This window comes from Paenibacillus senegalimassiliensis (assembly GCF_001486585.1).
Taxonomy (GTDB): Bacteria; Bacillota; Bacilli; order Paenibacillales; family Paenibacillaceae; genus Fontibacillus; species Fontibacillus senegalimassiliensis.
Genome location: NZ_LN909043.1, coordinates 321,909 through 344,106 on the forward strand (window position 1 = coordinate 321,909; position 22,198 = coordinate 344,106).

At 50.1% G+C, this 22,198-nt stretch carries 22 protein-coding genes; 14 read left to right on the forward strand and 8 right to left on the reverse strand.

The annotated features are described in order from the left end of the window. Nucleotides 1-26 precede the first annotated feature (26 nt). The 3 genes from BN3279_RS05260 to BN3279_RS05270 are packed head-to-tail and all read left to right on the forward strand — an operon-like array spanning nucleotide 27 to nucleotide 3,443. Nucleotides 27-1,328, forward strand: coding sequence for a nucleotide sugar dehydrogenase (locus tag BN3279_RS05260; RefSeq protein ID WP_059049576.1), 1,302 nt, complete (start codon nucleotides 27-29; stop codon nucleotides 1,326-1,328). Nucleotides 1,329-1,365: 37 nt separating this feature from the next. Next, nucleotides 1,366-2,352, forward strand: coding sequence for a polysaccharide biosynthesis protein (locus tag BN3279_RS05265; RefSeq protein ID WP_059049577.1), 987 nt, complete (start codon nucleotides 1,366-1,368; stop codon nucleotides 2,350-2,352). Between the two features lie 17 nt (nucleotides 2,353-2,369). After that, nucleotides 2,370-3,443, forward strand: a complete 1,074-nt coding sequence (locus tag BN3279_RS05270) for a glycosyltransferase family 2 protein (RefSeq protein ID WP_059049578.1) — start codon at nucleotides 2,370-2,372, stop codon at nucleotides 3,441-3,443. A gap of 83 nt (nucleotides 3,444-3,526) precedes the next feature. Here the strand turns inward: BN3279_RS05270 and BN3279_RS05275 are convergent, their stop codons facing one another. Continuing rightward, on the reverse strand, nucleotides 3,527-4,597 hold the full coding sequence (locus tag BN3279_RS05275; protein WP_059049579.1) for a glycosyltransferase family 4 protein: 1,071 nt from the start codon (nucleotides 4,595-4,597) through the stop codon (nucleotides 3,527-3,529). A gap of 163 nt (nucleotides 4,598-4,760) precedes the next feature. On the opposite strand from BN3279_RS05275, the gene BN3279_RS05280 reads away from it, so the two are divergent. After that, on the forward strand, nucleotides 4,761-5,639 hold the full coding sequence (locus BN3279_RS05280; RefSeq protein WP_059049580.1) for a YhcN/YlaJ family sporulation lipoprotein: 879 nt from the start codon (nucleotides 4,761-4,763) through the stop codon (nucleotides 5,637-5,639). 81 nt (nucleotides 5,640-5,720) lie between these two features. On the opposite strand, the gene nagA is transcribed toward BN3279_RS05280, so the two are convergent. Genes nagA through BN3279_RS05295 form a run of 3 tightly spaced genes read right to left on the reverse strand, consistent with a single transcriptional unit; the run spans nucleotide 5,721 to nucleotide 8,513 of the window. Further along, nucleotides 5,721-6,911 (reverse strand): N-acetylglucosamine-6-phosphate deacetylase, encoded by a 1,191-nt coding sequence (nagA, locus tag BN3279_RS05285; RefSeq protein WP_059049581.1) that lies wholly within the window; start codon nucleotides 6,909-6,911, stop codon nucleotides 5,721-5,723. Beyond that, nucleotides 6,911-7,639 (reverse strand): glucosamine-6-phosphate deaminase, encoded by a 729-nt coding sequence (gene nagB, locus BN3279_RS05290; RefSeq protein ID WP_059049582.1) that lies wholly within the window; start codon nucleotides 7,637-7,639, stop codon nucleotides 6,911-6,913. The genes nagA and nagB overlap by 1 nt, the downstream gene beginning before the upstream one ends. Next, nucleotides 7,611-8,513: a MurR/RpiR family transcriptional regulator gene (locus tag BN3279_RS05295; protein WP_059049583.1), complete on the reverse strand. Its 903-nt coding sequence runs from the start codon at nucleotides 8,511-8,513 to the stop codon at nucleotides 7,611-7,613. Before BN3279_RS05295 ends, nagB begins: the two co-directional genes overlap by 29 nt. 319 nt (nucleotides 8,514-8,832) lie before the next feature. Between BN3279_RS05295 and BN3279_RS05300 the strand changes: the two genes are divergently transcribed. The 3 genes from BN3279_RS05300 to BN3279_RS05310 all read left to right on the forward strand — a co-directional run bounded on the left by BN3279_RS05300 (nucleotide 8,833) and on the right by BN3279_RS05310 (nucleotide 11,328). Further along, nucleotides 8,833-9,201 (forward strand): MarR family winged helix-turn-helix transcriptional regulator, encoded by a 369-nt coding sequence (locus BN3279_RS05300; protein ID WP_232436761.1) that lies wholly within the window; start codon nucleotides 8,833-8,835, stop codon nucleotides 9,199-9,201. Between the two features lie 136 nt (nucleotides 9,202-9,337). After that, nucleotides 9,338-10,828 (forward strand): glycerol kinase GlpK, encoded by a 1,491-nt coding sequence (gene glpK, locus BN3279_RS05305; protein WP_059049585.1) that lies wholly within the window; start codon nucleotides 9,338-9,340, stop codon nucleotides 10,826-10,828. Between the two features lie 107 nt (nucleotides 10,829-10,935). Further along, a complete protein-coding gene (locus BN3279_RS05310; protein WP_059049586.1) occupies nucleotides 10,936-11,328 on the forward strand; it encodes a hypothetical protein in 393 nt (130 codons plus the stop codon). A gap of 193 nt (nucleotides 11,329-11,521) precedes the next feature. On the opposite strand, the gene BN3279_RS05315 is transcribed toward BN3279_RS05310, so the two are convergent. Together BN3279_RS05315 and BN3279_RS05320 are read right to left on the reverse strand one after the other, a co-directional pair. Then, nucleotides 11,522-11,746 carry a helix-turn-helix domain-containing protein gene (locus tag BN3279_RS05315; RefSeq protein WP_009225122.1) on the reverse strand — a complete coding sequence of 75 codons (225 nt, stop codon included), beginning with the start codon at nucleotides 11,744-11,746 and terminating at the stop codon, nucleotides 11,522-11,524. A 115-nt stretch (nucleotides 11,747-11,861) separates the two neighbouring features. Continuing rightward, complete coding sequence (locus tag BN3279_RS05320; RefSeq protein WP_059049587.1) at nucleotides 11,862-12,194, reverse strand: winged helix-turn-helix transcriptional regulator; 333 nt, start codon at nucleotides 12,192-12,194, stop codon at nucleotides 11,862-11,864. A gap of 215 nt (nucleotides 12,195-12,409) precedes the next feature. Here BN3279_RS05320 and BN3279_RS05325 point away from each other — a divergent pair, with 215 nt between their 5' ends. The 3 genes from BN3279_RS05325 to ribD are packed head-to-tail and all read left to right on the forward strand — an operon-like array spanning nucleotide 12,410 to nucleotide 15,412. Further along, a complete protein-coding gene (locus BN3279_RS05325) occupies nucleotides 12,410-13,504 on the forward strand; it encodes an FAD-dependent monooxygenase (RefSeq protein ID WP_059049588.1) in 1,095 nt (364 codons plus the stop codon). Nucleotides 13,505-13,548: 44 nt separating this feature from the next. After that, nucleotides 13,549-14,328: a GTP cyclohydrolase II gene (locus tag BN3279_RS05330; RefSeq protein ID WP_059049589.1), complete on the forward strand. Its 780-nt coding sequence runs from the start codon at nucleotides 13,549-13,551 to the stop codon at nucleotides 14,326-14,328. A gap of 4 nt (nucleotides 14,329-14,332) precedes the next feature. Continuing rightward, entirely contained in the window at nucleotides 14,333-15,412 is a 1,080-nt protein-coding gene (gene ribD / locus BN3279_RS05335; RefSeq protein ID WP_059049698.1) for a bifunctional diaminohydroxyphosphoribosylaminopyrimidine deaminase/5-amino-6-(5-phosphoribosylamino)uracil reductase RibD, read from the forward strand. A gap of 123 nt (nucleotides 15,413-15,535) precedes the next feature. Here ribD and BN3279_RS05340 read toward each other — a convergent pair whose 3' ends face one another. Next, nucleotides 15,536-16,891 (reverse strand): dipeptidase, encoded by a 1,356-nt coding sequence (locus tag BN3279_RS05340; RefSeq protein ID WP_059049590.1) that lies wholly within the window; start codon nucleotides 16,889-16,891, stop codon nucleotides 15,536-15,538. 233 nt (nucleotides 16,892-17,124) lie between these two features. Between BN3279_RS05340 and BN3279_RS05345 the strand changes: the two genes are divergently transcribed. The 3 genes from BN3279_RS05345 to BN3279_RS05355 all read left to right on the forward strand — a co-directional run bounded on the left by BN3279_RS05345 (nucleotide 17,125) and on the right by BN3279_RS05355 (nucleotide 20,278). Further along, nucleotides 17,125-18,339 (forward strand): peptidylprolyl isomerase, encoded by a 1,215-nt coding sequence (locus BN3279_RS05345; protein ID WP_232436762.1) that lies wholly within the window; start codon nucleotides 17,125-17,127, stop codon nucleotides 18,337-18,339. A gap of 185 nt (nucleotides 18,340-18,524) precedes the next feature. Then, nucleotides 18,525-19,283: a class I SAM-dependent methyltransferase gene (locus BN3279_RS05350; RefSeq protein ID WP_059049591.1), complete on the forward strand. Its 759-nt coding sequence runs from the start codon at nucleotides 18,525-18,527 to the stop codon at nucleotides 19,281-19,283. Beyond that, the gene (locus BN3279_RS05355; protein WP_059049592.1) at nucleotides 19,280-20,278 is read left to right on the forward strand and encodes an MBL fold metallo-hydrolase; all 999 of its coding nucleotides are present in this window, start codon (nucleotides 19,280-19,282) and stop codon (nucleotides 20,276-20,278) included. The genes BN3279_RS05350 and BN3279_RS05355 overlap by 4 nt, the downstream gene beginning before the upstream one ends. A 52-nt stretch (nucleotides 20,279-20,330) precedes the next feature. Here BN3279_RS05355 and BN3279_RS05360 read toward each other — a convergent pair whose 3' ends face one another. Continuing rightward, on the reverse strand, nucleotides 20,331-20,897 hold the full coding sequence (locus BN3279_RS05360) for a phosphatidylglycerophosphatase A family protein (protein WP_059049593.1): 567 nt from the start codon (nucleotides 20,895-20,897) through the stop codon (nucleotides 20,331-20,333). Between the two features lie 156 nt (nucleotides 20,898-21,053). Here BN3279_RS05360 and BN3279_RS05365 point away from each other — a divergent pair, with 156 nt between their 5' ends. Beyond that, a complete protein-coding gene (locus BN3279_RS05365) occupies nucleotides 21,054-22,118 on the forward strand; it encodes a GerMN domain-containing protein (RefSeq protein ID WP_059049594.1) in 1,065 nt (354 codons plus the stop codon). The last annotated feature ends 80 nt before the right edge of the window (nucleotides 22,119-22,198 follow it).

Genomic DNA, 22,198 nt, shown 5'->3' on the forward strand with positions numbered 1-22,198 from the left:
ATCAACACGGAAGGGAGAGATGAGATTTGAGCCGTACTATAGCCATCGTCGGTTTGGGTTACGTCGGACTGCCTTTGGCTGAAACTTACATGGATCAAGGCTTTCGCGTAATCGGCATTGATAAGGACGAGAACAAGCTGAAGCTACTGAACGAAGGACGAAGCTATATCGCGGATGTTCCGGAAGCCAAGATCAGGCTTTTCGTTCAAAGCGGTCAGCTTGAGGTTAGCTCGGAATACAGCAGCATAGCCGCCGCAGAGGCGGTCATTATGTGCGTGCCAACACCGCTCAACCAGCAGCATGAACCGGATATGGCCTACTTGATTGAAGCGTCCAGGGACATGAGCGGACATTTACAGCCAGGCCAACTGGTTGCCCTTGAGAGTTCTACCTATCCTGGAACCACACGGGAAGTAATTTTGCCCCTGTTGGAACAAAGTGGATTACGCATAGGAGTTGAACTCTTCGTTGGTTTTTCGCCAGAGCGGGTTAATCCTGGTAGTCGACGATATGCTCTGCAAGAGATTCCCAAGATTGTAAGTGGAATTACTTCAGCCTGCGCCGACCGCACAGAAGAATTATATCAGGCTGCGTTCCATAAAGTTGTACGCGTATCCTCCACAGAAACAGCAGAGATGGCTAAATTGTTGGAGAACACATTTCGTTTCGTCAATATTTCTTTTATGAATGAGTTTGCCATGTTATGCGACAGGCTGGGCATCAATGTATGGGAGGTCGTGGAAGCGGCATCTACCAAGCCTTTTGGCTTCAAAGCATTTTATCCCGGACCCGGGGTAGGTGGGCATTGCATTCCGGTGGATCCTTTATATTTGCAATGGAAAGCCCATCAGCTTGAAGTCGATAGCACCTTTATTGAAGCTAGCACACGAATTAACCGCTCTATGCCAGCATATGTCGTATCTCGAATCAAGCAGGCCATGGAGGACTCAGTGCTTACAGGTAAACGAATATTGGTGCTCGGAGTCACCTTCAAGGAGGATGTCGCGGATATACGTGAATCCAGTTCCATTGAAATCCTTCGGCTGCTCATGGCCGAAGGAGCTCAGGTGGAATACCATGACCCACTGGTTACGGATTTGAAGGACAGTGGCCTGGAGCTGACATCGGCCGAGCTTGATACCGAAATTTTGGAGGCTAGTGATTGCGTGTTGCTGGCTGTTCATCATAAGGGATTGCCACTGGACCAGGTGGTCGCCCATGCTTCGTTGGTATTTGATACAAGAAATGCATTGCGGGGTCGTCAGGGCAAGGCAAGAGTCATTGCGCTTGGCGATGGCACCTCGGGGCACTTCAAATCACTAGGATAAATCCTGATCATGATACGGAAGAAAGGAAGGTAGGGTAATGTTCAAAGATAAGACGATATTGGTCACCGGGGGAACGGGGTCCTGGGGCAAGACATTAACGCGCCGGCTACTGCTGGAGCAGCCGAAGGAGATTCGAATTTTCTCCAGAAACGAGTATGCCCAGGTCCTGATGGCACGGGAGTTCAACGGGCATAAGGAACTCCGGTTCGTGATCGGTGATATCCGCGATTATGGAGCGGTGGAAGCGGCTTGTAAGGGTGCCGATTATGTGTTCCATCTGGCTGCACTCAAGCATGTACCTGTGTGTGAATTCCAACCGGAAGAGGCGCTGAAGACCAATGTTCTCGGAACAGAGAATATCATTCGCGCCAGCATTGCGCAGAAAGTAGCTAAGGTCATCGATGTATCTACGGACAAAGCGGTTGATCCCACGAATACCTATGGCATGACCAAAGCCATCGGCGAGAAGCTGATGATCCGGGCCAATGATCTGAGCGAAGATACCCGCTTTACGTGTATTCGCGGAGGCAATGTGTTAGGTACCAACGGCAGCGTTGTTCCGCTGTTCATCAATCAACTGCGGGAGGGACGGGAGCTTACCTTGACCTTTCGGGAAATGACCCGCTTCTTCCTGACGTTGTCTCAGGCCATTGATCTACTGCTGAAGGCAGCAACGACGGCCATTGGTGGCGAGACATTTGTAATGAAGATGAAGGCTTGCCGCATTGTCGATATCGCGGAGGTGCTGGCAGAGCACTACGTCGGACACCGTGTACCGTTCAAGGAAATCGGAATTCGCCCGGGCGAGAAATTGCATGAGGTGCTGGTATCAAGGTACGAGTCGCCGTACACATTGCAGTACAGTGATCAATACTTCGTTATTTTGCCGCCGGGCTCAAATGACTTGAATGCCCGTTATGCCGGTCTGAACCCGGCTGTCTTCTCTGAATACCACTCCAATGCCTCTCTGCTGAAGAAGCCCGAAATCACCGAGATGCTTAAGGAGGGAGGATTCTTAACCTGATTACCATCAGTTTGTGCATGATCGTCAAGAATGAGGAAGCCCGGCTGCCGGTATGCTTGCAGTCGGTCAGCGACCTCGTTGACGAAATTGTGATTGTGGATACAGGTTCATCAGATGGCACGAAGAAGATCGCCCAAGCATATACGGAGCAGATTTATGACTATGTGTGGCGGGATGATTTCTCGTCCGCAAGAAACTTCGCGTTTTCTTTGGCCAGTCAGGAATTCATTCTTTGGTTGGATGCAGATGATGTGATTACGGAGTCCAACCGTCAACAGCTAAAGGATCTCAAGCAAAATCTGGAGCCGGATGTGGATTCTGTCATCATGAATTATGTTCTCCAGACGGATGAGACATCTGGTGAGCCTTTGGCCATGACAAGGCGGAATCGTCTGGTCAGGAGAAGTCGGAACTATCGCTGGATCGGGATTATTCATGAGTATTTAGATGTAGCGGAGGGAAGACGGATGTTGTCGGATATCGCCATTACTCACCGGGGAACATCCGGGCCAGGCCATTCTAGCCGCAACTTGCATATCATTGAGCGGTGGCTAGCGGCCGGGCATGAGCTTACGGGGCGACTGCGGTTTCATCTGGCTTGTGAACTCGCTGATGCGAATCGCCACGAAGAAGCCGCCGTACATTTGAAGGATTTTCTTGCAGACCAAGAAGCCACACGTGATGACCTGGTAATGGCATGTTCTCGGCTAGCTGATTGCTCACGCAAGCTTGGACGTGGCGAGGAAGAATTGCAAGCTTTGCTTCAATCGTTGTATTACGATGTCCCTCGTCCAGAGATTTGCTGTAGCTTGGGGAAGTGGTTTGAAGAGCGCCAGCAATGGAGGCAAGCAATCTATTGGTATAGCCAGGCACTACAAACATCCGAACTGTCAGCATGGAATGCGATTGTTCAGACGGCCGCCCGAACATGGCTTCCACACAGCCGTCTATGTCTGTGTTACGCCCAAATGGGCCAGCTTCGCCAAGCTTATGATCATAACAAAGAGGCCTTGCGTTATCTTCCCCAAGACCCAGGGCTAAAGGCTAATGATCAGAAGCTGGAGGAGGCACTCAAAGCTTTGCCAGACTGAATAATGTATACCTTATAAATAGCGAAGCTTCCCCCAACATGTGCGTGGGGGAAGCTTTGTTGTATTTGGGGCTTGGGAACAAGTTATGACGGGATAAGGTAGGATAACATCTGCCGGAATGACACGGCATAATGTTGCGGCGACATCCACTGATTAATGTGCTGCTGCCCTTGAGTACGGATGCGCTCCCGCAAATCTGCATGATCCATCAATTCCAATGCTTCTGTCACTGCCTCGTTCAGGCGTGGATACTGAAAGAATTTCCCTGTCTCGTTATTTTTGATAAAGAAACGAACTCCCTCTGAATCGGTGCTTAAAACTGGACAACGGCAAGCCAGAGCCTCGGCAACGGCGTATCCAAAGCCTTCCAGCGTAGAGGTGGAGATCATCAGGCCGCCGGAGTCGCCGATTCGTGACAAATAGAAGGGCATCTCCCGGTTTGGAGTGTTGGGGAATATTTTCACACGGGATTGCAGACCAAGCACATTAATGTATTGCCAGAACGCATTTTTAATTTCATCGGAGGGCAGTTCGTAATCCATAAACATCCAGATTTCCGCCTTAGGACGGCGGCGAATCAGATTGGCCGAAATTTCGAGGAATAGTTCCCAATTTTTATTTGGCTCTAGTCTTCCCACCCACCCAATAATTGGCACAGGATATTTGGGCTGCGATTTATAATGGAAATGCTGCGTATCCAGCAGATTGGGGAAAATATAATTAGGTAGCGTCGGATAGTATATGGAGGCCAATTCGACCAAATGTGGTGTGGGAGGCATGAGCGAGGCCTGGCAATGGCGCAGGATTTCTCCCGATCCCTCCTGAAGCATCTTCATCGCCTGCTCCCTGGTGCCCAGACCTTGTATTTCAAAAATAATCGGTTTGGTATATCCCAGCCGGCGCAGTCTGCCGGGCAGTAAATAGTCCGAAGTCGTGATGATCGCGTCGTATTGCGGTAGTCGGCGAAGAAGCTCGTCATCTCCTGGAGCGACCATGACGGGAATATTGGCTGCCTGTGTATTTCCAAGCCCATACCCGGACTGAAGATACAGCACATGCCCTTCAATTCCCTGCGTTCTGAGGGCTACGCAGCGTAAGCGATTTAAAGTTTCTACGCCCCCGCTGGGAACATAAAACGTAAAAAGCACCTTCATGGGCAAGCTCCTCTTGTTCATGGATGAAATAAGCGATTCTGTAGTTATTGTACGCTTGCTCCGTCGGAATCGTGCGGGTAAGTTTACCTGTATGACGAACAGACGATTTTGCGCATCCTAAGACCTGTCTCATACATTCATTCTATAGATGGAGGTTGACTGCATGCGAGGAAGCAAAATCGTTCATTTGTCATTGTCGGCAGCAATGGTCGCGGGGGTTGCCGGTATTGCGGGCTGTGGTAACGCGGACAATAACATGCGAACTCAGAGCTTGCGCAATAACCACAATCGGGGATACAACATCAATTCCATGGACTCCATGGACCGAAATCAGCGTATGAATACGCGTAATACAGGGAACGGGCAGGAGCGTATTCAATCGTTGCGCTATAGTCAGGCATTGAGTAACAAAGTGGCTCAGCTTAGTAGCGTCCAAGCGGCACATGTCGTCGTGACCGATCACGATGCTTATGTGGGCGTGACTATGCATGGCAACAGCAACAACAATGGCATGAATACCAACGGCATGAACACTAAAGGCATGAATACCAACGGCATGAACACTAAAGGCATGAACACCAATGGTATGAATACCAGCCGCAACGGTATGGACATGCTGGGCACCGGTACCAAAGGTATGGACATGAATCGGAATCGGGCGCTCAATTCAACCGATCGAATGCCAGGCATGGGTATGAGTGGCATGAACGGCCAGCGGGATACAAACATGTATGGCGCTTATGGCGCAGGGACAGGGATGATGAACCGATCGGCAAATGATAATGGTACAGGACTTGGCATGGGTGATATGGTCGTAGGTATGGGAATGGACAACATCGGTGAAGATGTGAGGGAACAAATCACAGCCGCCATCAAGCAAACCGCCCCTCATATCCGCAACGTCTACGTATCAGGCAATACCGACTTCGTGAATCAGATTGGCAACTACGGGATGCAAAGCCGTAGTGGGAGAACTTTGAACCACTACATTAACGATTTTGAAACGACCATCGACCGTGTCTTTCCTGGAGATCAACGATAATCGGTTAGGTGTGCAAAAAGCGCGAGAGCGGGGTTGAAACCCGGCTACTCGCGCTTTTATTGTAAGCGATAAATGAACGGCTTATTCGTTTGTAGCGAAGAGACGTCCCTTCACCCAGGTTTGGCGCAGCTCCAGATCGCCATCAACTAGCAACAGGTCTGCTTGTTTACCCGTTTCAACGGAGCCCGTCAAGTGATCGATACGAATCAATTTGGCCGGATTGCCGCTGGCTGCTTGGGAAGCGCGTTCGACCGATAATCCGACTTCATGCACAAGATGACGGAAGCCGCGAATCATTGTTAGCGTGCTACCTGCCAAGGTACCTTCGCTATCTCTCAGCGTACATACATTATCCTTAACCACAACGGGCAAATCGCCCAGCATATAGTCTCCATTGCCAAGGCCCGCGGCAGACATGGCGTCCGTGATCAAAATGAGATTGTTCTCGTTCTTCACACTCGCCAGCAGGCGAATGGCCGCATGATGAACATGGATGCCGTCGGCAATAATCTCCGCACTGATTCCCGGAGTGCTAAGAATAGCTCCAACAGTACCAGGCTTGCGGTGGTGTAGTGGCGTCATGGCATTAAACATATGCACGGAATGGTTCAGACCCACTTCATGAGCAGACATGATCTCCTCGTAAGTTGCATCGGTATGTCCCGCTGCCGCTACAATGCCTTGCTTGCGCAAATAAGCGATTAGCTCATGAGATCCCTCACGTTCAGGAGCAAAGGTGACTTGTTTGATCAGACCTGGATACTTGCGATCCCACGCTTCAACCCATTCCCGATTAGGAGGGACCACATGCTCGGGATTTTGCGCCCCCGGCCATTTGGGACTGATGAATGGTCCTTCCAGATGCACGCCGACTAATTGGGCGTAGGGCATGTCATCTTGCATATATTCATGCACTGTATCCAGCACAGTATCGATGGATGCCTTGGGCAGTGTCATCGTTGTGGCTAACATCGAGGTGGTGCCCTGACTACAATGAAGCTGCGTGATGGCGTCCAATCCTTGCTTGCTTGGCTTGGAGAAATCCTCCAGCATCCCGCCGTGCACATGCACGTCGATGAAGCCTGGCAGCACGTAGCTGCCGGCGGCATCTATCGTCTTGGCATCGCCATGGTTCAATCCGCTTACGGATAAACCGGATGTAGAACCCACATAGGTAATCACTCCATGCTCGACCGCAACGGCGCCATCATTGATGGTACCTTGTGGAGTCACGACCTTGGCATGAATAATCTGAAAAGTTCGTTCTTCCATTACAGAAGTCTCCCCGCAGCCGGGTCCACAACGACTACAACGTTGGAGTGAGTCTGCAGCAGCGAAGCCGGACATTGTGTTGTAATCGGTCCCTTCAAGGCTTGGGCGATGATAGCGGCTTTGTCCTCACCCTTGGCCATCAGCAGGATTTGCTTGGCCTTCAGAATGGACCCGATTCCCATGGTCAATGCATGAGTCGGAACTTCATCAATAGAATTGAAGAAGCGTGCATTGGCAACCCGTGTCTGTTCTTCCAGCTTGACGACATGCGGAGGTCCTTGAAGCTCTTCTCCCGGTTCATTGAAGCCGATATGGCCGTTATGTCCAACACCAAGCAACTGCAAGTCGACTTGCCCAGCTTCATCCAGCAGGCGCGCGTAATCTCTTGCTGTTTGCTCAGGATCGGCGGTGTTGCCAAGGGGTACGTGAGTATTGTTAAGGTCAATATCGACCTGGTTAAACAGCTTCTCATCCATGAAGCGGCGATAGCTTTCCGGATGATCTGTTGGCAGTCCGATATATTCGTCGAGATTATAGCTGCTAGCTTGCTTGAAACTAACGATACCTGCACGATAAAGCTCAATCAGCTTCTCGTAGACACCCACCGGGGTACTGCCCGTAGCCAGGCCAAGAATCGCCCGGGGGTTGGTTTGCAGGAGACTGGCGATGATGCCTGCCCCGGTTTCGTTAAATTGTTGCTCACTGTTTGTTTTGATGATGTTCAGCATTACTTTTGTCCTCCTTGGGTTTGGCGATATATTTTTGAATATTTTGATACGATTGTTCGAGCTTTGGAATATAATCCTGGAACTCTAGGCTCACCATGCCGGTAAACAAAATATCAATAACATGGAGTTGAGCGATCCGCGAGGCCATGTCGCCACGGCGCATCCCTTCCTCAAGCGATGAGGAGAACAAGGAGATATCCGCAAGGGTTGCCAAGCGGTTATTGCTGTATTGAGTCAGCGATAAGGTTAGTGCACCGCTATCCTTGGCGCAGCGCAGGGCATCAATCGTCTCTGGAGTTTCCCCTGAATAGGAGATGGCCAGGGCGACATCCCCCTTGAAGAGCGAAGATGCCGAGGTGATCTGCATATGTGAATCGGCGAAGGCGGTACAGTGCTTGCCGATGCGGACCAGCTTCTGAGAGAAGTCCTGGGCAACGATTGAAGAGGTAGCGACCCCATATAAATCAATACGACGGGCATGGCATAATGCCTCGACGGCTCGGGTTAATTGGCTCATGTCCAGCAGGCGCGTGGTGTCGGTAATGGAAGCCAGATGATTCGCCTCCATGGCTTCAACAATTCTTGGTAGATCGTTGCCCGCGATGATGTCCTGATAATGATTGTCGCCAGGCTTATGGGCCAATTCTCCGGCCAACTTCATCTTGAAGTCGGGAAATCCTTTGAAATGAAAGGTCTTGCAGAAGCGCGTAATGGTTGAAGGGCTGATGCCACAAGTACCAGCCAGCTCCGTAATCCCCAAACGAAGGACGGAGGCGGGCGCCTGCAAGAGATATTCCCCCAGCTTGCGTTCCTGTGGGGGCAAGGAATCCAGGTGGCTGGACACCGCATGTAAAATAGGTGTGGAAATAATCATTCCTCCTAATAGAGGTAGTAGCACTTATACAAACGTTAAACTAAATCAACCGATGAAAATTATTTTCCTTATGAAACGGATTATTAATGAAAATTATTTTTATATCTCGCCTTCATCATAATAGATGTGGGGCCCCTTTTCAAGGGGGCTTCTCCTATTTTGCCCGAAGAATGTCTAACGTTTCCTTGAATTTTTGAACTTTGCATACTAAACTTAAACAAGCTGATTCCTGCGGGAGAGAGGAAGGATTGCGTTGACGGTTGATCTCGATACATATATTGAAAGGATAGAGGTGGCATGGACCAATTCATTTCGCAAAATGAAAAGTGAATTGCTGCATCATCAGGAGCTTGGCCTCACCGGCCCTCAATTCCAGATGCTGGCACTGATTGCAAGGAAGAAGGTTTGCAATGTCAGCTATTTGGCGGATAAGCTCGAGGTCAAACCCAGCGCGATCACGGTTATGATTGACCGTTTGGTTCAGAACGGCTACGTGAATCGGCGGCATGATGAGCAAGATCGGCGGGCTGTATTGTTATCGGTCACAGAGCGGGGCTCCGAGGTGCTGGAGGAAGCGAAGAAGAAGTCGCGGGAAGCGCTGAAGCGACACCTGTCTGTATTGACCGAGCAAGAGCTCGAAGCGATGATTACCATTTTGGAGAAATTTTCGAATGCAGATAAGCTTTAGGTTACTAGATACATATTCAGGGCCGTTCAGGGTTTCCAAGGTTAACTGACGGTTCTTTGCTTTATATAAGAGAGTAGAGCGTAATTATTTGTAAGCGCTATACTCGAAAACGGGATCGGGGAATGAGGGATAGATGATGAAAAAATATATTATGGCATTGGATCAAGGTACGACGAGTTCCCGGGCCATTCTGTTTGACCAGAGGGGAACCATCGTGCATTTGGCACAACGGGAGCTGCCGCAATATTTCCCGAAGCCAGGCTGGGTGGAGCAGAACCCCAACGAGATTTGGGGTTCAATTCTCTCGGTCATTGCCACCTGTCTATCCGAGTCTGGTGTGAAGCCTAAGCAAGTTGCAGGGATTGGCATTACGAACCAGCGGGAAACGACCATAGTCTGGGATAAGGAGACTGGGCATCCGATTTACCCGGCTATTGTTTGGCAATCCAGGCAGACGGCGCCTGTTTGCGAGGCTTTAAAGGCAGCGGGACATGATACTTTATTTCGTGCCAAGACCGGGCTGCTGCTGGACCCTTATTTTTCCGGAACCAAGGTGAAATGGATTCTGGACCACGTGTCAGGCTCGCGGGAACGCGCCCGAAACGGGGAGTTGTTGTTCGGTACGGTAGACACATGGCTGATCTGGAAGCTCTCGGGCGGACGCTTGCATGTCACAGATTATTCCAATGCGTCGCGAACACTGATGTACAACATTCATGAGCTGGCATGGGATGAGGAATTGCTGGAGCTGCTGGATGTGCCCAAAGAGATGTTGCCTGAGGTCAAGTCTTCTTCTGAAGTGTACGGGACAACGATACCTTACCACTTCTTCGGGGAGGAGGTCCTTATTGCCGGGGCGGCCGGCGATCAGCAGGCTGCATTGTTTGGGCAGGCGTGCTTCAGAGAGGGCATGGTCAAGACGACCTACGGAACAGGCTGCTTCATGCTGATGAATACAGGAAGTAAGCCAGTCGCTTCGGACCATGGACTTATCACTTCTCTGGCCTGGGGACTGAATGGTCAGGTCGAATATGCGCTCGAGGGGAGCATATTTGTCTCTGGATCGGCCATCCAGTGGTTGCGAGACAGCCTAAGGCTGTTCCGTGATTCCCGGGATAGCGAGATGTATGCTACCCGTGTGGCATCCACCGAAGGAGTGTACGTGGTTCCTGCCTTCGTCGGCCTTGGCAGCCCTTATTGGGACAGCGAGGTGCGAGGGGCGGTATTCGGCTTGACCCGGGGCACGACGAAGGAGCATTTTATTCGGGCTACGCTGGAGGCGCTGGCCTATCAAACCCGGGATGTTCTGCAGGCGATGGAGCAGGATTCGGGGTATAAGGTCGATTCTATGCAAGTCGATGGGGGTGCAATATCCAACGACTTCCTGATGCAGTTCCAGAGTGATATTTTGGGAATTCCGGTAGAGCGTCCGTCCATTGGCGAGACGACAGCACTGGGGGCCGCGTTCCTGGCTGGGCTTGCTGTAGGATATTGGGGCAGTCTGGACGAGATCGAGCGCTGCAAGCAGGTAGAGCATCAATTCCTGCCCAAGATGGACGAGGATACCCGTGAAGGGCTTATTCAAGGCTGGAAGAAGGCTGTTCATGCTGCGATGGCGTTCAAGTAAGATGAGTTCAGCCTTTTTTAGGTCCATAGTTGGTTTGTATAAGGGCCAGAATGCTTTAATATAATGAGAAAATGTAAGATGAGAACATGTGAGGAGGGGAGACATCCATGAAGCGCAAATGGATCGCATGGATTGCTGGAGCGGCTGTATTGATTGCCATATTGGGCGTCTATCTCGTATTTATCAATCCACCTGGAGATGTTGATGTCGAGGGACGCTGGGAGCTGACTTCAGGCTCGGAAGGGTGTTATACCGAGGTGTACTTCAAGCGGGGGGTTACTCCGAAGAGCGGAGGCGCCGCTACTCGGGAAGAGGAAGGCAACTTCGTTCAGATGTCCTTTGGAACTTACGATAAAGTGGGGGATAACTTGGTACTTAGCCTGACTAATCCCGTCAAGCCCCCTTTTGATATGAAGTTGGATCGTAATGGTCAGGAACTTGGACTGGATTATAAGCTGGACGGCAAGCAGCTAAGCTGCGTGTATAAGCTAAAGGAGTAACGTTTCATCTTAAATCATCGTATAATGCCAATTACAAACAAGCGGCTAATGGTGCATTCCATCAGCCGCTTGTTTGTTAGGCCCGCCTTTGGCCCTATTATGCTAGGACAAAACAAAAAACCTTCTCTTTCCCCCGTTAAACGGGATGAAAAAGAAGGCTTGCGGTTCCCCAGTATGAGCGCTGGAGCACCCGTCAGATTTTCAGCTCCCCAAGCTTGATTAGCTCGACAACCGCCTGTGCACGACCTTTGACGTTCAATTTTTGCATCACATTAGAAATATGATTTCGAACGGTTTTCTCGCTGATAAACAATTGCCCGGCAATGTCGCGCGTCGTTTTATCCTGTACGAGAAGTTCGAAGACCTCTCGCTCACGATGAGTTAACAGAAATTTGCTGTTACGATCGCTGCTCTTCAAAATGCGTCACCCCTCCTTGCTCGGGTTTTGTGGTTTTAACAAGGTTAAGGGATACAGTCAAGACATAGTATGAAAAGTCAGCTACATTGGTGCGATGACTATATAAAAATAGGCATCAGGGTTTTGGTGGGGCATCGAGTTCAATCCATTCCGTCGCCCAGCCCTGAATTTCGGCAAAAACAGGGGCGAGCGCGATGCCCCTGGTCGTCAATGAATATTCAATACGGACAGGCTTCTCAGGATAGACGACTCGCTGAATTACCCCTTCCTCTTCTAACTCCTTCAATCTTTCGGACAACATCTTGCCACTCAAGTTAGATAGTGAATTCTCAATTTCAACAAATCGCTTAGGGCCATCGAGCAGTTTGTATACAATGAATGTAGTCCAACGTTTGCTTAGCAGTTCAACTGCTTTTTCAAACCGGGGACACATGGGCGAAGTGTTCATTTTGTTCACCTCTCTTTATAGAAATAAAGCTATCCTTTATAAAAATTATATAATTACTTGACGAAATATACAATATAAAATAAACTAAGTTACATAAAGTAATTAACTGATTTGAAGTGTGTATTTGGATAAAATGAATTAGCGTGCTTATGAGCCATGCTTTGGGCAATTTTGATTGATATGGAGTTTGGGTTTGCCCGGGAGGGACAGCTACTATGAACAAGAATGTGGATGTATGTGTAATTGGTGCAGGGCCTGGTGGAGCGCTATTATCTTCTTTACTGGCCAAGTCAGGGGTCTCCGTTGCCTTGCTAGAGAAGCAAACGATGTTAGGCAGGGCATTTCGCGGAGAGATTCTGAACAGCGATGGTATTGCGGTGTTGAAGAAGCATGAGGTCATGTCTCGGCTTGCTGATGGAGCCTGCTTGCCATTGGAACATATTGAGTACTGGCTCAATGGCAAGCTTGTAAAGATGCTGCTTCCTGATAAATCTGAGGGGAATGTCGGCATCCATGTGCCTCAAGCAGATTTGCTGGATGCGTTAATTAAAGAGGCAGAGCAGTATTCCAACTTCACATTGCATACAGGAGTAACGGTAAGCGATTTGGTACAGGATGCTCATGGTTATTACAATGGAATCTTTGCGACTGATGGCAAGGGTGACGAGGTGCTGCTGCATAGCCGGGTGATTGTGGGGGCTGACGGTAGATACTCTACCGTGCGCAGGCATGCGAATATACCTGCCATGAATCGCAATCACGGTTATGATCTATTGTGGGCCCGTATACCTGCTCCGTCAGGCTGGAAGCCGATCATTCGCTCTGCTATTGTAGACAATCAGCAATTGCATTTGTTCACGCAGGCAAGAGGATACATTCAAATCGGCTGGAACATTGAACAGGATTCCTACCCGAAGCTGCGTAAGCAATCATTCGAACCATTTATTACAACGCTGATTCAGGCTTTTCCTGATCTGGAGCACCAGGTAAGACAATACATCAAATCATGGAATGATTTTGTGTTGCTCGATATATTCAGCAGTCAAGTGGACACTTGGACCAAGGATGGGCTTGTACTGATCGGGGATGCTGCACATACCATGACTCCAACAGGGGCATTCGGATTGAATGAGGCCTTGCGTGATGCCGATTGGCTTGCGAATCACCTGACGGAGGGCTTGCAGAGGGAGTCCCTTAATGTAGACTGCCTCAAACAGTTAGAGCAAGTGCGTCGTCATACGGTAGAGGAATTACAGCAAGAGCAATTAATGATGGAACAGAACTATAAACAGAACTTCTATGTAGGATAAGCTGAATCATTTATCAATATATATTGTAAGGAAGGTGTGTTAACATGCTACAATTCGATAATCAACATGCACTTAATGTGCTTAAAAATAAAATTTATACCGTTACCTCGGAAGATGCTACAAGCGTTATGGTTGGTCCGATCAAGCTACCTGTCAATTTGGATGGGGAGACCAGAGAATTTCAATGGTACACCTGGCTGTCAGTTCATGATCAAGTAGAAAGAGAGAGATATGCCTCTTATACTTCGGAAGAAATAATCGCCTTGATGCCGTCGCTGCAACTTGCTGAGGGCCAGCAATCAAGCGTGCTCGTATATGGTGATTTTGAACAGGATCCCTATGCCCTAATTCGGATGCATAGCATTTGTCATACAGGTGATATCTTTGGCAGTAAACGTTGTGACTGTGGGTATCAATTGCATCAATCCATGAAGCTTATTGTTGAGCACGGAACAGGCGCCATATTTTATCTGGCCAATCACGAAGGCAGAGGCATTGGCTTGCTCAGCAAATCTATGGCTTATATTTTGCAAGAAGAGGGTCTTGATACCGTAGAAGCTAACCTTGTACTGGGCTTCGCGGATGATGCTCGCCAGTACACAGATGCTATCAGCATTTTACAGTATTTAAGACAAAAGCCTGTTACTTTGATTACTAATAATCCTCGGAAGATGGAGGCATTACGTGCATCGGGGATGAATATATCGGGTCGAGTACCCCTTTGGGGAGATATCTCCGAATACAATGTGAAATATTTACAAACCAAAGTGAACCGCTCGGGGCATTTTGCTCAAAATGAAGGGATACTCAATGAATATGCATGAGTCCATGAATTCGCATGAGAGCTATATGAGATTGGCGCTGGAAAATGCCAAAGCCATGAGCGGACAAACTGCGCCAAATCCAATGGTTGGTGCTGTCATCGTCAATGAAGGCAGAATTGTTGGAATCGGTTCTCATCTGAAGCCAGGGGAACCCCATGCTGAAGTCCATGCCCTACGCATGGCTGGCGATGCAGCCAAAGGAGCAACGATTTATGTTACATTAGAGCCTTGCTCCCATCATGGGCGAACAGGACCTTGTGCTGAAGCCATTGTACAGGCGGGGATTTCCAGGGTCGTTGTCGCGGCGTTAGATCCTAATCCGCTTGTCGCAGGCAGAGGAATTGCTATTTTGCAAGAGGCAGGAATTGAAGTGATTCAGGGTGTATTAGCAGAGGAAGCAGCTAAGCTGAATGAAGTATTTAATAAGTATATTGTGACCAAACGCCCGTTTGTCACTTTGAAATCGGCTATGACTCTAGATGGAAAAATTGCGACCAGACAAGCAAGCAGTAAGTGGATCACCTCGCAAGCCGCCAGAGAAGATGTCCATCGGCTACGTCATGAATCGGCTGTGATATTGGTGGGCGTGGGCACCATTGTTCATGATGACTCCCAGCTTACAACACGACTGCCAGGGGGACGTCACCCACTTCGTGTCATCCTGGACAGTTCACTGCGGATTCCTGAGCGGGCAAGGGTTATTACAGATGGCGAGGCCCCTACCTGGATTTTCACAGGGAATTCTCCTGATGAAGCTAAGCAAGCAAGACTAGAGCAGCTTGGGATCAAGGTATTCAGAACAGCGACACCGAAGGTTAATCTGGATGAGGTGCTGGATGTGCTGGGTGCGCATGAGCTGTCCTCCCTGCTGGTTGAAGGTGGAGGGCAAGTCAACGCATCCTTTGTAGAGCAAGGGCTTGCCGATAAGCTTGTGCTGTACATAGCGCCCAAGGTTGTAGGTGGCCAGGAGGCTCCTACCTTTCTGGAGGGACTTGGCGTTGGCATGATGAGTGAAGCAAAATCTCTGCATGATGTTAGTTTTTCACAGTTGGACGTTGATTTTAAAATTGAAGGGTATTTTTGAGGGCTCGCCCCTTCATGGGGGTTCTTAACCCGAGGTGCTATCGTCCACATATTAAATCATAAGAGGGCGTTCCCCAGTCATTAATCACGACTGGGGAACGCCCTCTTTTTTTCACCGTGCTTCTTATAGCGACTTCAAATAGTGAACCAGGGTCAGCAGACCTTTGTCGAAGTTCTCCAGGTTGAAGTGCTCGTTAGGTGCATGCAGGTTCTCGTCAGGCAGCCCAAAGCCCATCATGACAGCCGGAGCCGACAGCACGCGGGACAAAGTCTCCACGATTGGAATCGAACCGCCATCCTTGGTGAACAAGGCACGTGTTCCATAGACAGACTCATAAGCATCGGCCGCTTTTTGCAGATATGGATGGTCCGGGCTGCTCGTAAATGCGCGGGCCTTCTCGGTCGCAGTCACCTTCAGCTTGGCTCCAGCTTGCAGATGCTGGTTCAGGTGACGCTCGATCCGGTCAATGGTTGCCTGCGGGTCCTGGTCGCCAACAAGGCGGCACGTAATTTTGGCATGAGCTTCCTTAGGCAATACCGTCTTGGTGCCTTCGCCCTGGAATCCCCCGTAAATGCCGTTTAACTCCAGGGTTGGCCGTGCACCAGTACGTTCCACGAAGCTGTAGCCAGCTTCGCCGAACAGTGCGTCCAAGCCCAGGTCGCGTTTGAGCTTCTCTTCATCGAATTGCTGCTTGGCAAATTCCTCATGTACCTCCGGCGTCAATTCTTCTACACCTTCGTAGAAGCCTTCCACCGTCACTCGTCCTTGCTCATCATGCAAGGAGCCCAGCAAGGATACCAGGGCATGCAAAGCATTGGGCACGCCGCCGCCAAAAGTCCCGGAATGCAAATCGGTATTTGCGGTATAGACGGCTACCTCCAGTGCGCACAGGCCACGCAGACCGACACAGATGGCTGGCTTGCCTGGAGCAAGCAGGGCCGTATCCGAGATCAACACCAGGTCTGCGGCCAGCTTGTCTTGGTGTGCTTCCAGAAACGCCGGAAGGCTCGGACTGGTGATTTCTTCTTCGCCTTCAATACAGAATTTGATGTTAAACGGCAATTCCTTCTCTTGCTTCAACAAGGCTTCAACCGCCTTGATATGCATAAACACTTGACCCTTATCATCAGTGGCCCCGCGGGCATACAGCTTGCCATTGCGGATGGATGGTTCAAAGGGAGGGGTCTCCCACAGCTCCAGCGGGTCTACCGGCTGGACATCGTAGTGTCCATATACCAAAACGGTTGGCTTGCCCGGGGCATGGACATATTCGCCATATACAACCGGATGTCCGGCCGTGGGATGGACTTCCACTTCTTCCATTCCCGCACGGCGCAAGGCTTCGGCCATCCAGTCGGCGGCTTGTATAATGTCGCCCTTATGCTCGGATAGCGCGGAGATGCTAGGAATCCGCAACAATTCGTCAAGTTCCTTCAAATGTTCTTCACGGTGATTCGCAAAATAAGCTTGATAATCCATGGTCGTTAGTTCCTCCCGAACTGAATTTACCAGTATATTCTACACCTTTTTTGCCAAGAACACGAATAATGAAATCTCTCGGATAGGCCAGGTATCGCCCTTTCCTTAAATTAATCTTAAAAATCCACCCGTATTTTTTAGAATTATTTAAGGTGAGATGATGTTATTTCTGGTAAAGTCAAGAAAGTACGTTGGAAAAAGAGAATTATTTCATGTAGACATTCAACAAATTGATGGAGAAAAAGAAGGGAGTCGTCGTTGTTATGGAAGATAAGGACAAAAAAGAGCAGGAATCCGCAGGTAGTCAAGGGGATGCCGGGTTGGATCAAGAGCAAGGGCAGGTAGAGAAACAACCGGAGGAAGAGGTTGCCACATCGCCAGAGGAAGAGGTCACAACAGAAGAGGTAGAAGCGGCTGAACCCACTGAACCAGTATTTAAAACGAGTCCATTATGGGACAACCCTCAAGAGGGCGAAGCAGTTCCTGTAATGGTTGCCCACAATACGGAGACACCCTCCGAAGCTGCGGAGACAACCAAATCCAGCAAGCTGTGGCCGATCGTATCACTCGTATTAGCAGTCCTGCTGATCGTTGTATTGATCAAGCCACCATTTGCCACGAACAAAGCCGAGGCTGTTGCTACGGTTAACGGGGTGGAAATTACCAAGGATCGTCTCTATGACTCGATGATAGCCAGCGGAGGCCCTCAATCCCTCGACACTTTGATCAATGAAGAACTGATTAATCAAGAGGCTGCCAAGCAGAATATTACGGTTTCCGATGCTGATATTGAAGAGGAACTGGAAATGTACCGTACGCAATTCGGGTCTGACGAGAAGCTGAATGAGGCGTTGACCCAATTCGGAATGACCAGGGATCAACTGGAAGAGGAAATTGTACAGCAACTGAAATTAACGAAGCTGCTGGAGCCGCAGGTTGAAGTGACGGACGACCAGGTCAAGCAAATTTTCGAGCAGAATCAGGAGTCATTTAATACACCTGAACAGGTTCGTGCTTCGGTCATTCTGGTAGCTACGGAAGAAGAAGCGAAGGACATCGTCAAGGAATTGGAAGGCGGAGCGGACTTTGCTGAATTGGCCAAGAACAAGTCGCTGGATGTCATGACGAAGGAACAAGGCGGGGATACGGATTTCTTTGCCCGAGGAGAACGGGAGGAAGCGGTTGAGGAAGCTTCGTTCAAGCTTGCCAAGGACGAGGTCAGTGAGCCGGTAAAAACTACCGAGGGCTATCAAGTCATCAAGGTGACGGACCGTAAGGAAGCTCATACGGCTACGCTGGAGGAGAAACAGGAGGAGATACGCAAAGCGCTCGTTGCCCAGCAGGTCTCAGGCTTGTCAGGTACCTGGCTGCAGGATGTACGCAGCGGAGCGGAAATTACCAATGTGTTCACGGATACGGATGAAACTGAAGCCGGAGCCGAACAATAAACATATATGCTACAATCCTATCAGGTTACGCCGCCGGAGCATGCTCCGGCGGTTTTATCTACATATGGACTTACTAGCTTAATTCATACAATGTTTATTGGAGATTATGGAGATCAGGAGGTACAATGTAAGCAATAAGAGAAAGACTGACATTTTCAGGTGTGGACGGGTTAGGAGGAAGTAAGATGCCTAAGTGGTATGAGCTTAGTTTTGGTGAAGACTATTTGCTAGTATACAAGCACCGTGACGCACAGGGAGCCAAGCATGAGGTTCAGCGAATGATTCGTTGGCTGGGACTGCCTGCGGGGGCAAGAGTGCTTGATTTATGCTGTGGGATGGGCAGACATTCCATGGCCTTGACGGAAGCGGGATATGCAGTGACCGGTGTGGATCTGTCCGAGGTGCTTCTGCGCGAAGCAAGGCTTGGCGATCCGGAGGGCAAGGTAAATTGGTACCAAGCCGATATGCGCGAGCTTCCCCTGGCCGGCCCATTTGATGCAGTGGTCAACTTGTTTACTTCCTTTGGTTATTTCAAGCATGATGAGGAGCAAGTTAAGGTCTTGCAAGAAGTACGCCGCTTGCTGAAGCCAGAGGCAAAATTTATTATCGATTACTTGAATCCGGACTATACCTCGGCTCATCTGGTCCCTTACTCAGAACGTGTGGATGATGGCTGGAAAATCATAGAACGACGGCGTATTGAAGACGGTTATGTGTTCAAGAACATTACCATTACGGAGAACGAAACATCAGGGCGGGAGAAGAAGCAACAAAGCGAGCCTAGGGAATATCTGGAGCGAATCAAGCTATATTCTCTGGATAATTTCAAGCAGATGCTGAATGAAGCGGGACTGGTACTGGAGAAGGTGCATGGAGATTATGATGATGAAGACTATCATCCACAGAATTCGCGGCGAATGATTCTGATCGGAGGGCGACGATGACACAAATGACCGAAGCTCGGCTCAGGGAACAGGAACTCATCCTTCTTGTTCCTATCCCGATGGCGCCCCCGCTGCGTAGTGTGAACAGCTACATCCTGCGCGGAGATGAGGGAGTTACAATTATTGATCCCGGGCCACGGACCCCTGAATCCGAAGAACAGTGGCGGGAGGTCTGGAGTCAGCATAGCCTTTCGCCCCGCGAAGTGACTCGGATTATAGTCACCCACCATCATCCTGACCACTATGGACTGGCCGGCTGGCTACAGGAGCTCACCGGTGCGGCTGTGCTGATGTCCCCCCGTGCATTCGCTGAAGCGGAACTGATGTGGGGGGCGAACAGCCAGATGGAAGCGGCCTTGCCTGAATGGTTCCGGCAACATGGCATGCCAGAGTCGTGGTGCGAGCAATTGCCGCTCCATCTGTATGGGTTCCGAAGTCAGGTCACACCTGCTCCCAAGGTGACCTTTATCCAGGAAGGTGAAGCTATTAGCATGGGTGGACGAGTCTGGCATGCCATCGAAACCGCGGGTCATGCTCCGGGGCATCTTTCTTTCTATGATGCCTCAGACAAGCGGCTCATTTGCGGCGATGCCATACTGCCGCAGATTTCTCCGAATATTGGATTTCTGCCGGGGAGCGACCCGCAGCCGCTTCGTTCCTTCCTGGACTCGCTTGTCAAGCTGCGAGCCTATGAGGTGGAATGGGCTTACCCAGGCCACCGCCATCCGTTCGACTATTTTGCCGAGCGAATCAGCCAGCTTTTGCAGCATCATGAAGAACGGCTACAACGAATAGAGTCATTGCTACGGCAGCAGCTGCATAATGGCTTTGAGATGTGTGCCGCGCTGTTTGGTACGGAGCTTGGCATTCACCAGATGCGGTTTGCCATGTCGGAGACGTTGGCTCATCTGGTTGAACTGGTCCGTCAGGGCCGGGCTAGGGAGTACACAACCGGCAGCGGTCCGCATACGAACACCCTCTATCAGCTCAAATAAGCAGAAGCCTCCAGACCTGTGTAGTGACAGGTCTGGAGGCTTCTGCTGTTCTCTAACGGTCGTTGTCCGTAGTCTCCTCGCCGCGTTCTATCTCCCGCTCCGCTTGCTTGCGGTGGGCGATGCGGCTGCTGGCAGAGGCGGCAATGGCACCGACAATATCATCAAGGAACGTGTTGCACGGTCCTAGCTCCTTATCGTTCAATTGCTCCAGAATGCCCGGCTTAAGCTTGTCCACGTATCCATAGTTGGTAAAGCCGATACTGCCATATACATTCACGATGGAAAAGGCCAAAATTTCATCTACGCCATACAATCCTTCATCATGAGCAATCATATCCTGAAGCTCGGGAATGAGCAGTCCTTGTTCGGCCATAATGTCGAGCTGAATCCCCGTCAGTACAGCATTTTGGACCTCACGTTTGGCAAGCACTTGCTCGACGTTGTGCACGCACTCTTCCATCGTCAGGTTGGGATAATATTTCTGTTGCAAAAACATGACCAATTCCGCAATTTGCCCGGTGGTGACTCCACGCTTATGCAGCCACTCTCTAGTGGCGTCCGCGACCTTTTTACTATTCAGGCTATAAGGCAATTTGGCTTTAGGTTGTTCCTTCCCCATTACATCTACCCCTTGTCTTCGTTTAGTTTAGTCGTGTCCGCATAGATATGAAGCAGTCTGTCCAGTTCTCGGGAAAATATAGTTATTTTTCGGGACAGGGCTCGTATATATAGTAATACAAACCATAGAAAAATGTTAGGGAGGAACGATTAGACGATGAAATGGAACCGACAGATGCGTAATACCGCAGTGGTCAGTGTGCTATCGCTTCCGCTGCTGTTGTCCGGCTGCGGCATATTTGGAGGCAAGTCCTCCGCCCCCGTCGATCCTCCGCCTGCGGATATAGAAGCGCAGATGCTGGAAGGATTGGATCAAGCCGCGCAGCAGACAAGCTATGTCCAGGAGGAGGACTTGTCGACGGTCTATCTGGAGAATGAGCATGGCAAGCTCGCTCCTGTGGCCTTGCGCCTGCCAGATGGTGAAGCTTCCTTGAAGCTGAACCGGTTGCTGACCATGCTGGTGCAAGATGGCGAATACGCCGGACTCCTTCCCTCCGGATTTGCCGGAGTTCTTCCGGAAGGCAGCGAGGTTAAGGCGGTAACGTTAAAGCAAGATGAGAAGCTGGCTATCGTGGAATTTAATCAGGCCTTTACCGGATACGAAGCGGCGGATGAGCGCAAAATACTGGAGGCCCTCACCTGGACATTGACCGATGCCCCAGATGTGGAGAAGGTTCAACTCTGGGTGGATGGGGAGAAGCTCAATGAAATGCCGGTTGCCGGCACACCGCTGGATCGGCCGCTCAGCCGGCACATCGGAATCAATCTTGAACTTGGCAAGGAATCCAATCTGTCGTTATCCAGTCCGGTGGTCGTGTATTTCTCAGCAGCTACGCCGGATGGTGTCCAGTATTTCGTGCCAGTGACCCGCTTTGTGCCAGCGGGAAGTGATCCGGTGCAAGCTGCCTTGGGCGAATTGATCAAAGGGCCGCAAAACAAGGATGGCTTGGAGCGTGTGGTTACGGACAACACGAAGCTTGAGCGCGTTGAGGTATCCCAGGAAGGTATCATCACCGTATCGCTTATGGATGACATGTTTGAGGCAGGCGAGAAGCTGCCGGCCCAAATGATGCAATCGTTAGTGCTGACCGTCACCGAAAATAAAGACGACAGCAAGGTACGCATCTGGCTGAACGGTGACAAGGAAGTGCTGGGCATGGATAATCAGGCTTATGGTGAGCCTGTCATGCGTCCAGAGATCATTAACGAAATTCCGCTTTAAGAGGATGTTCAAAAAGTCGTCTTTCCAGGACGGAGTTGTTCGAGGAGTCAATTCGACATTGAAGCTGATGAGCGTGGCCT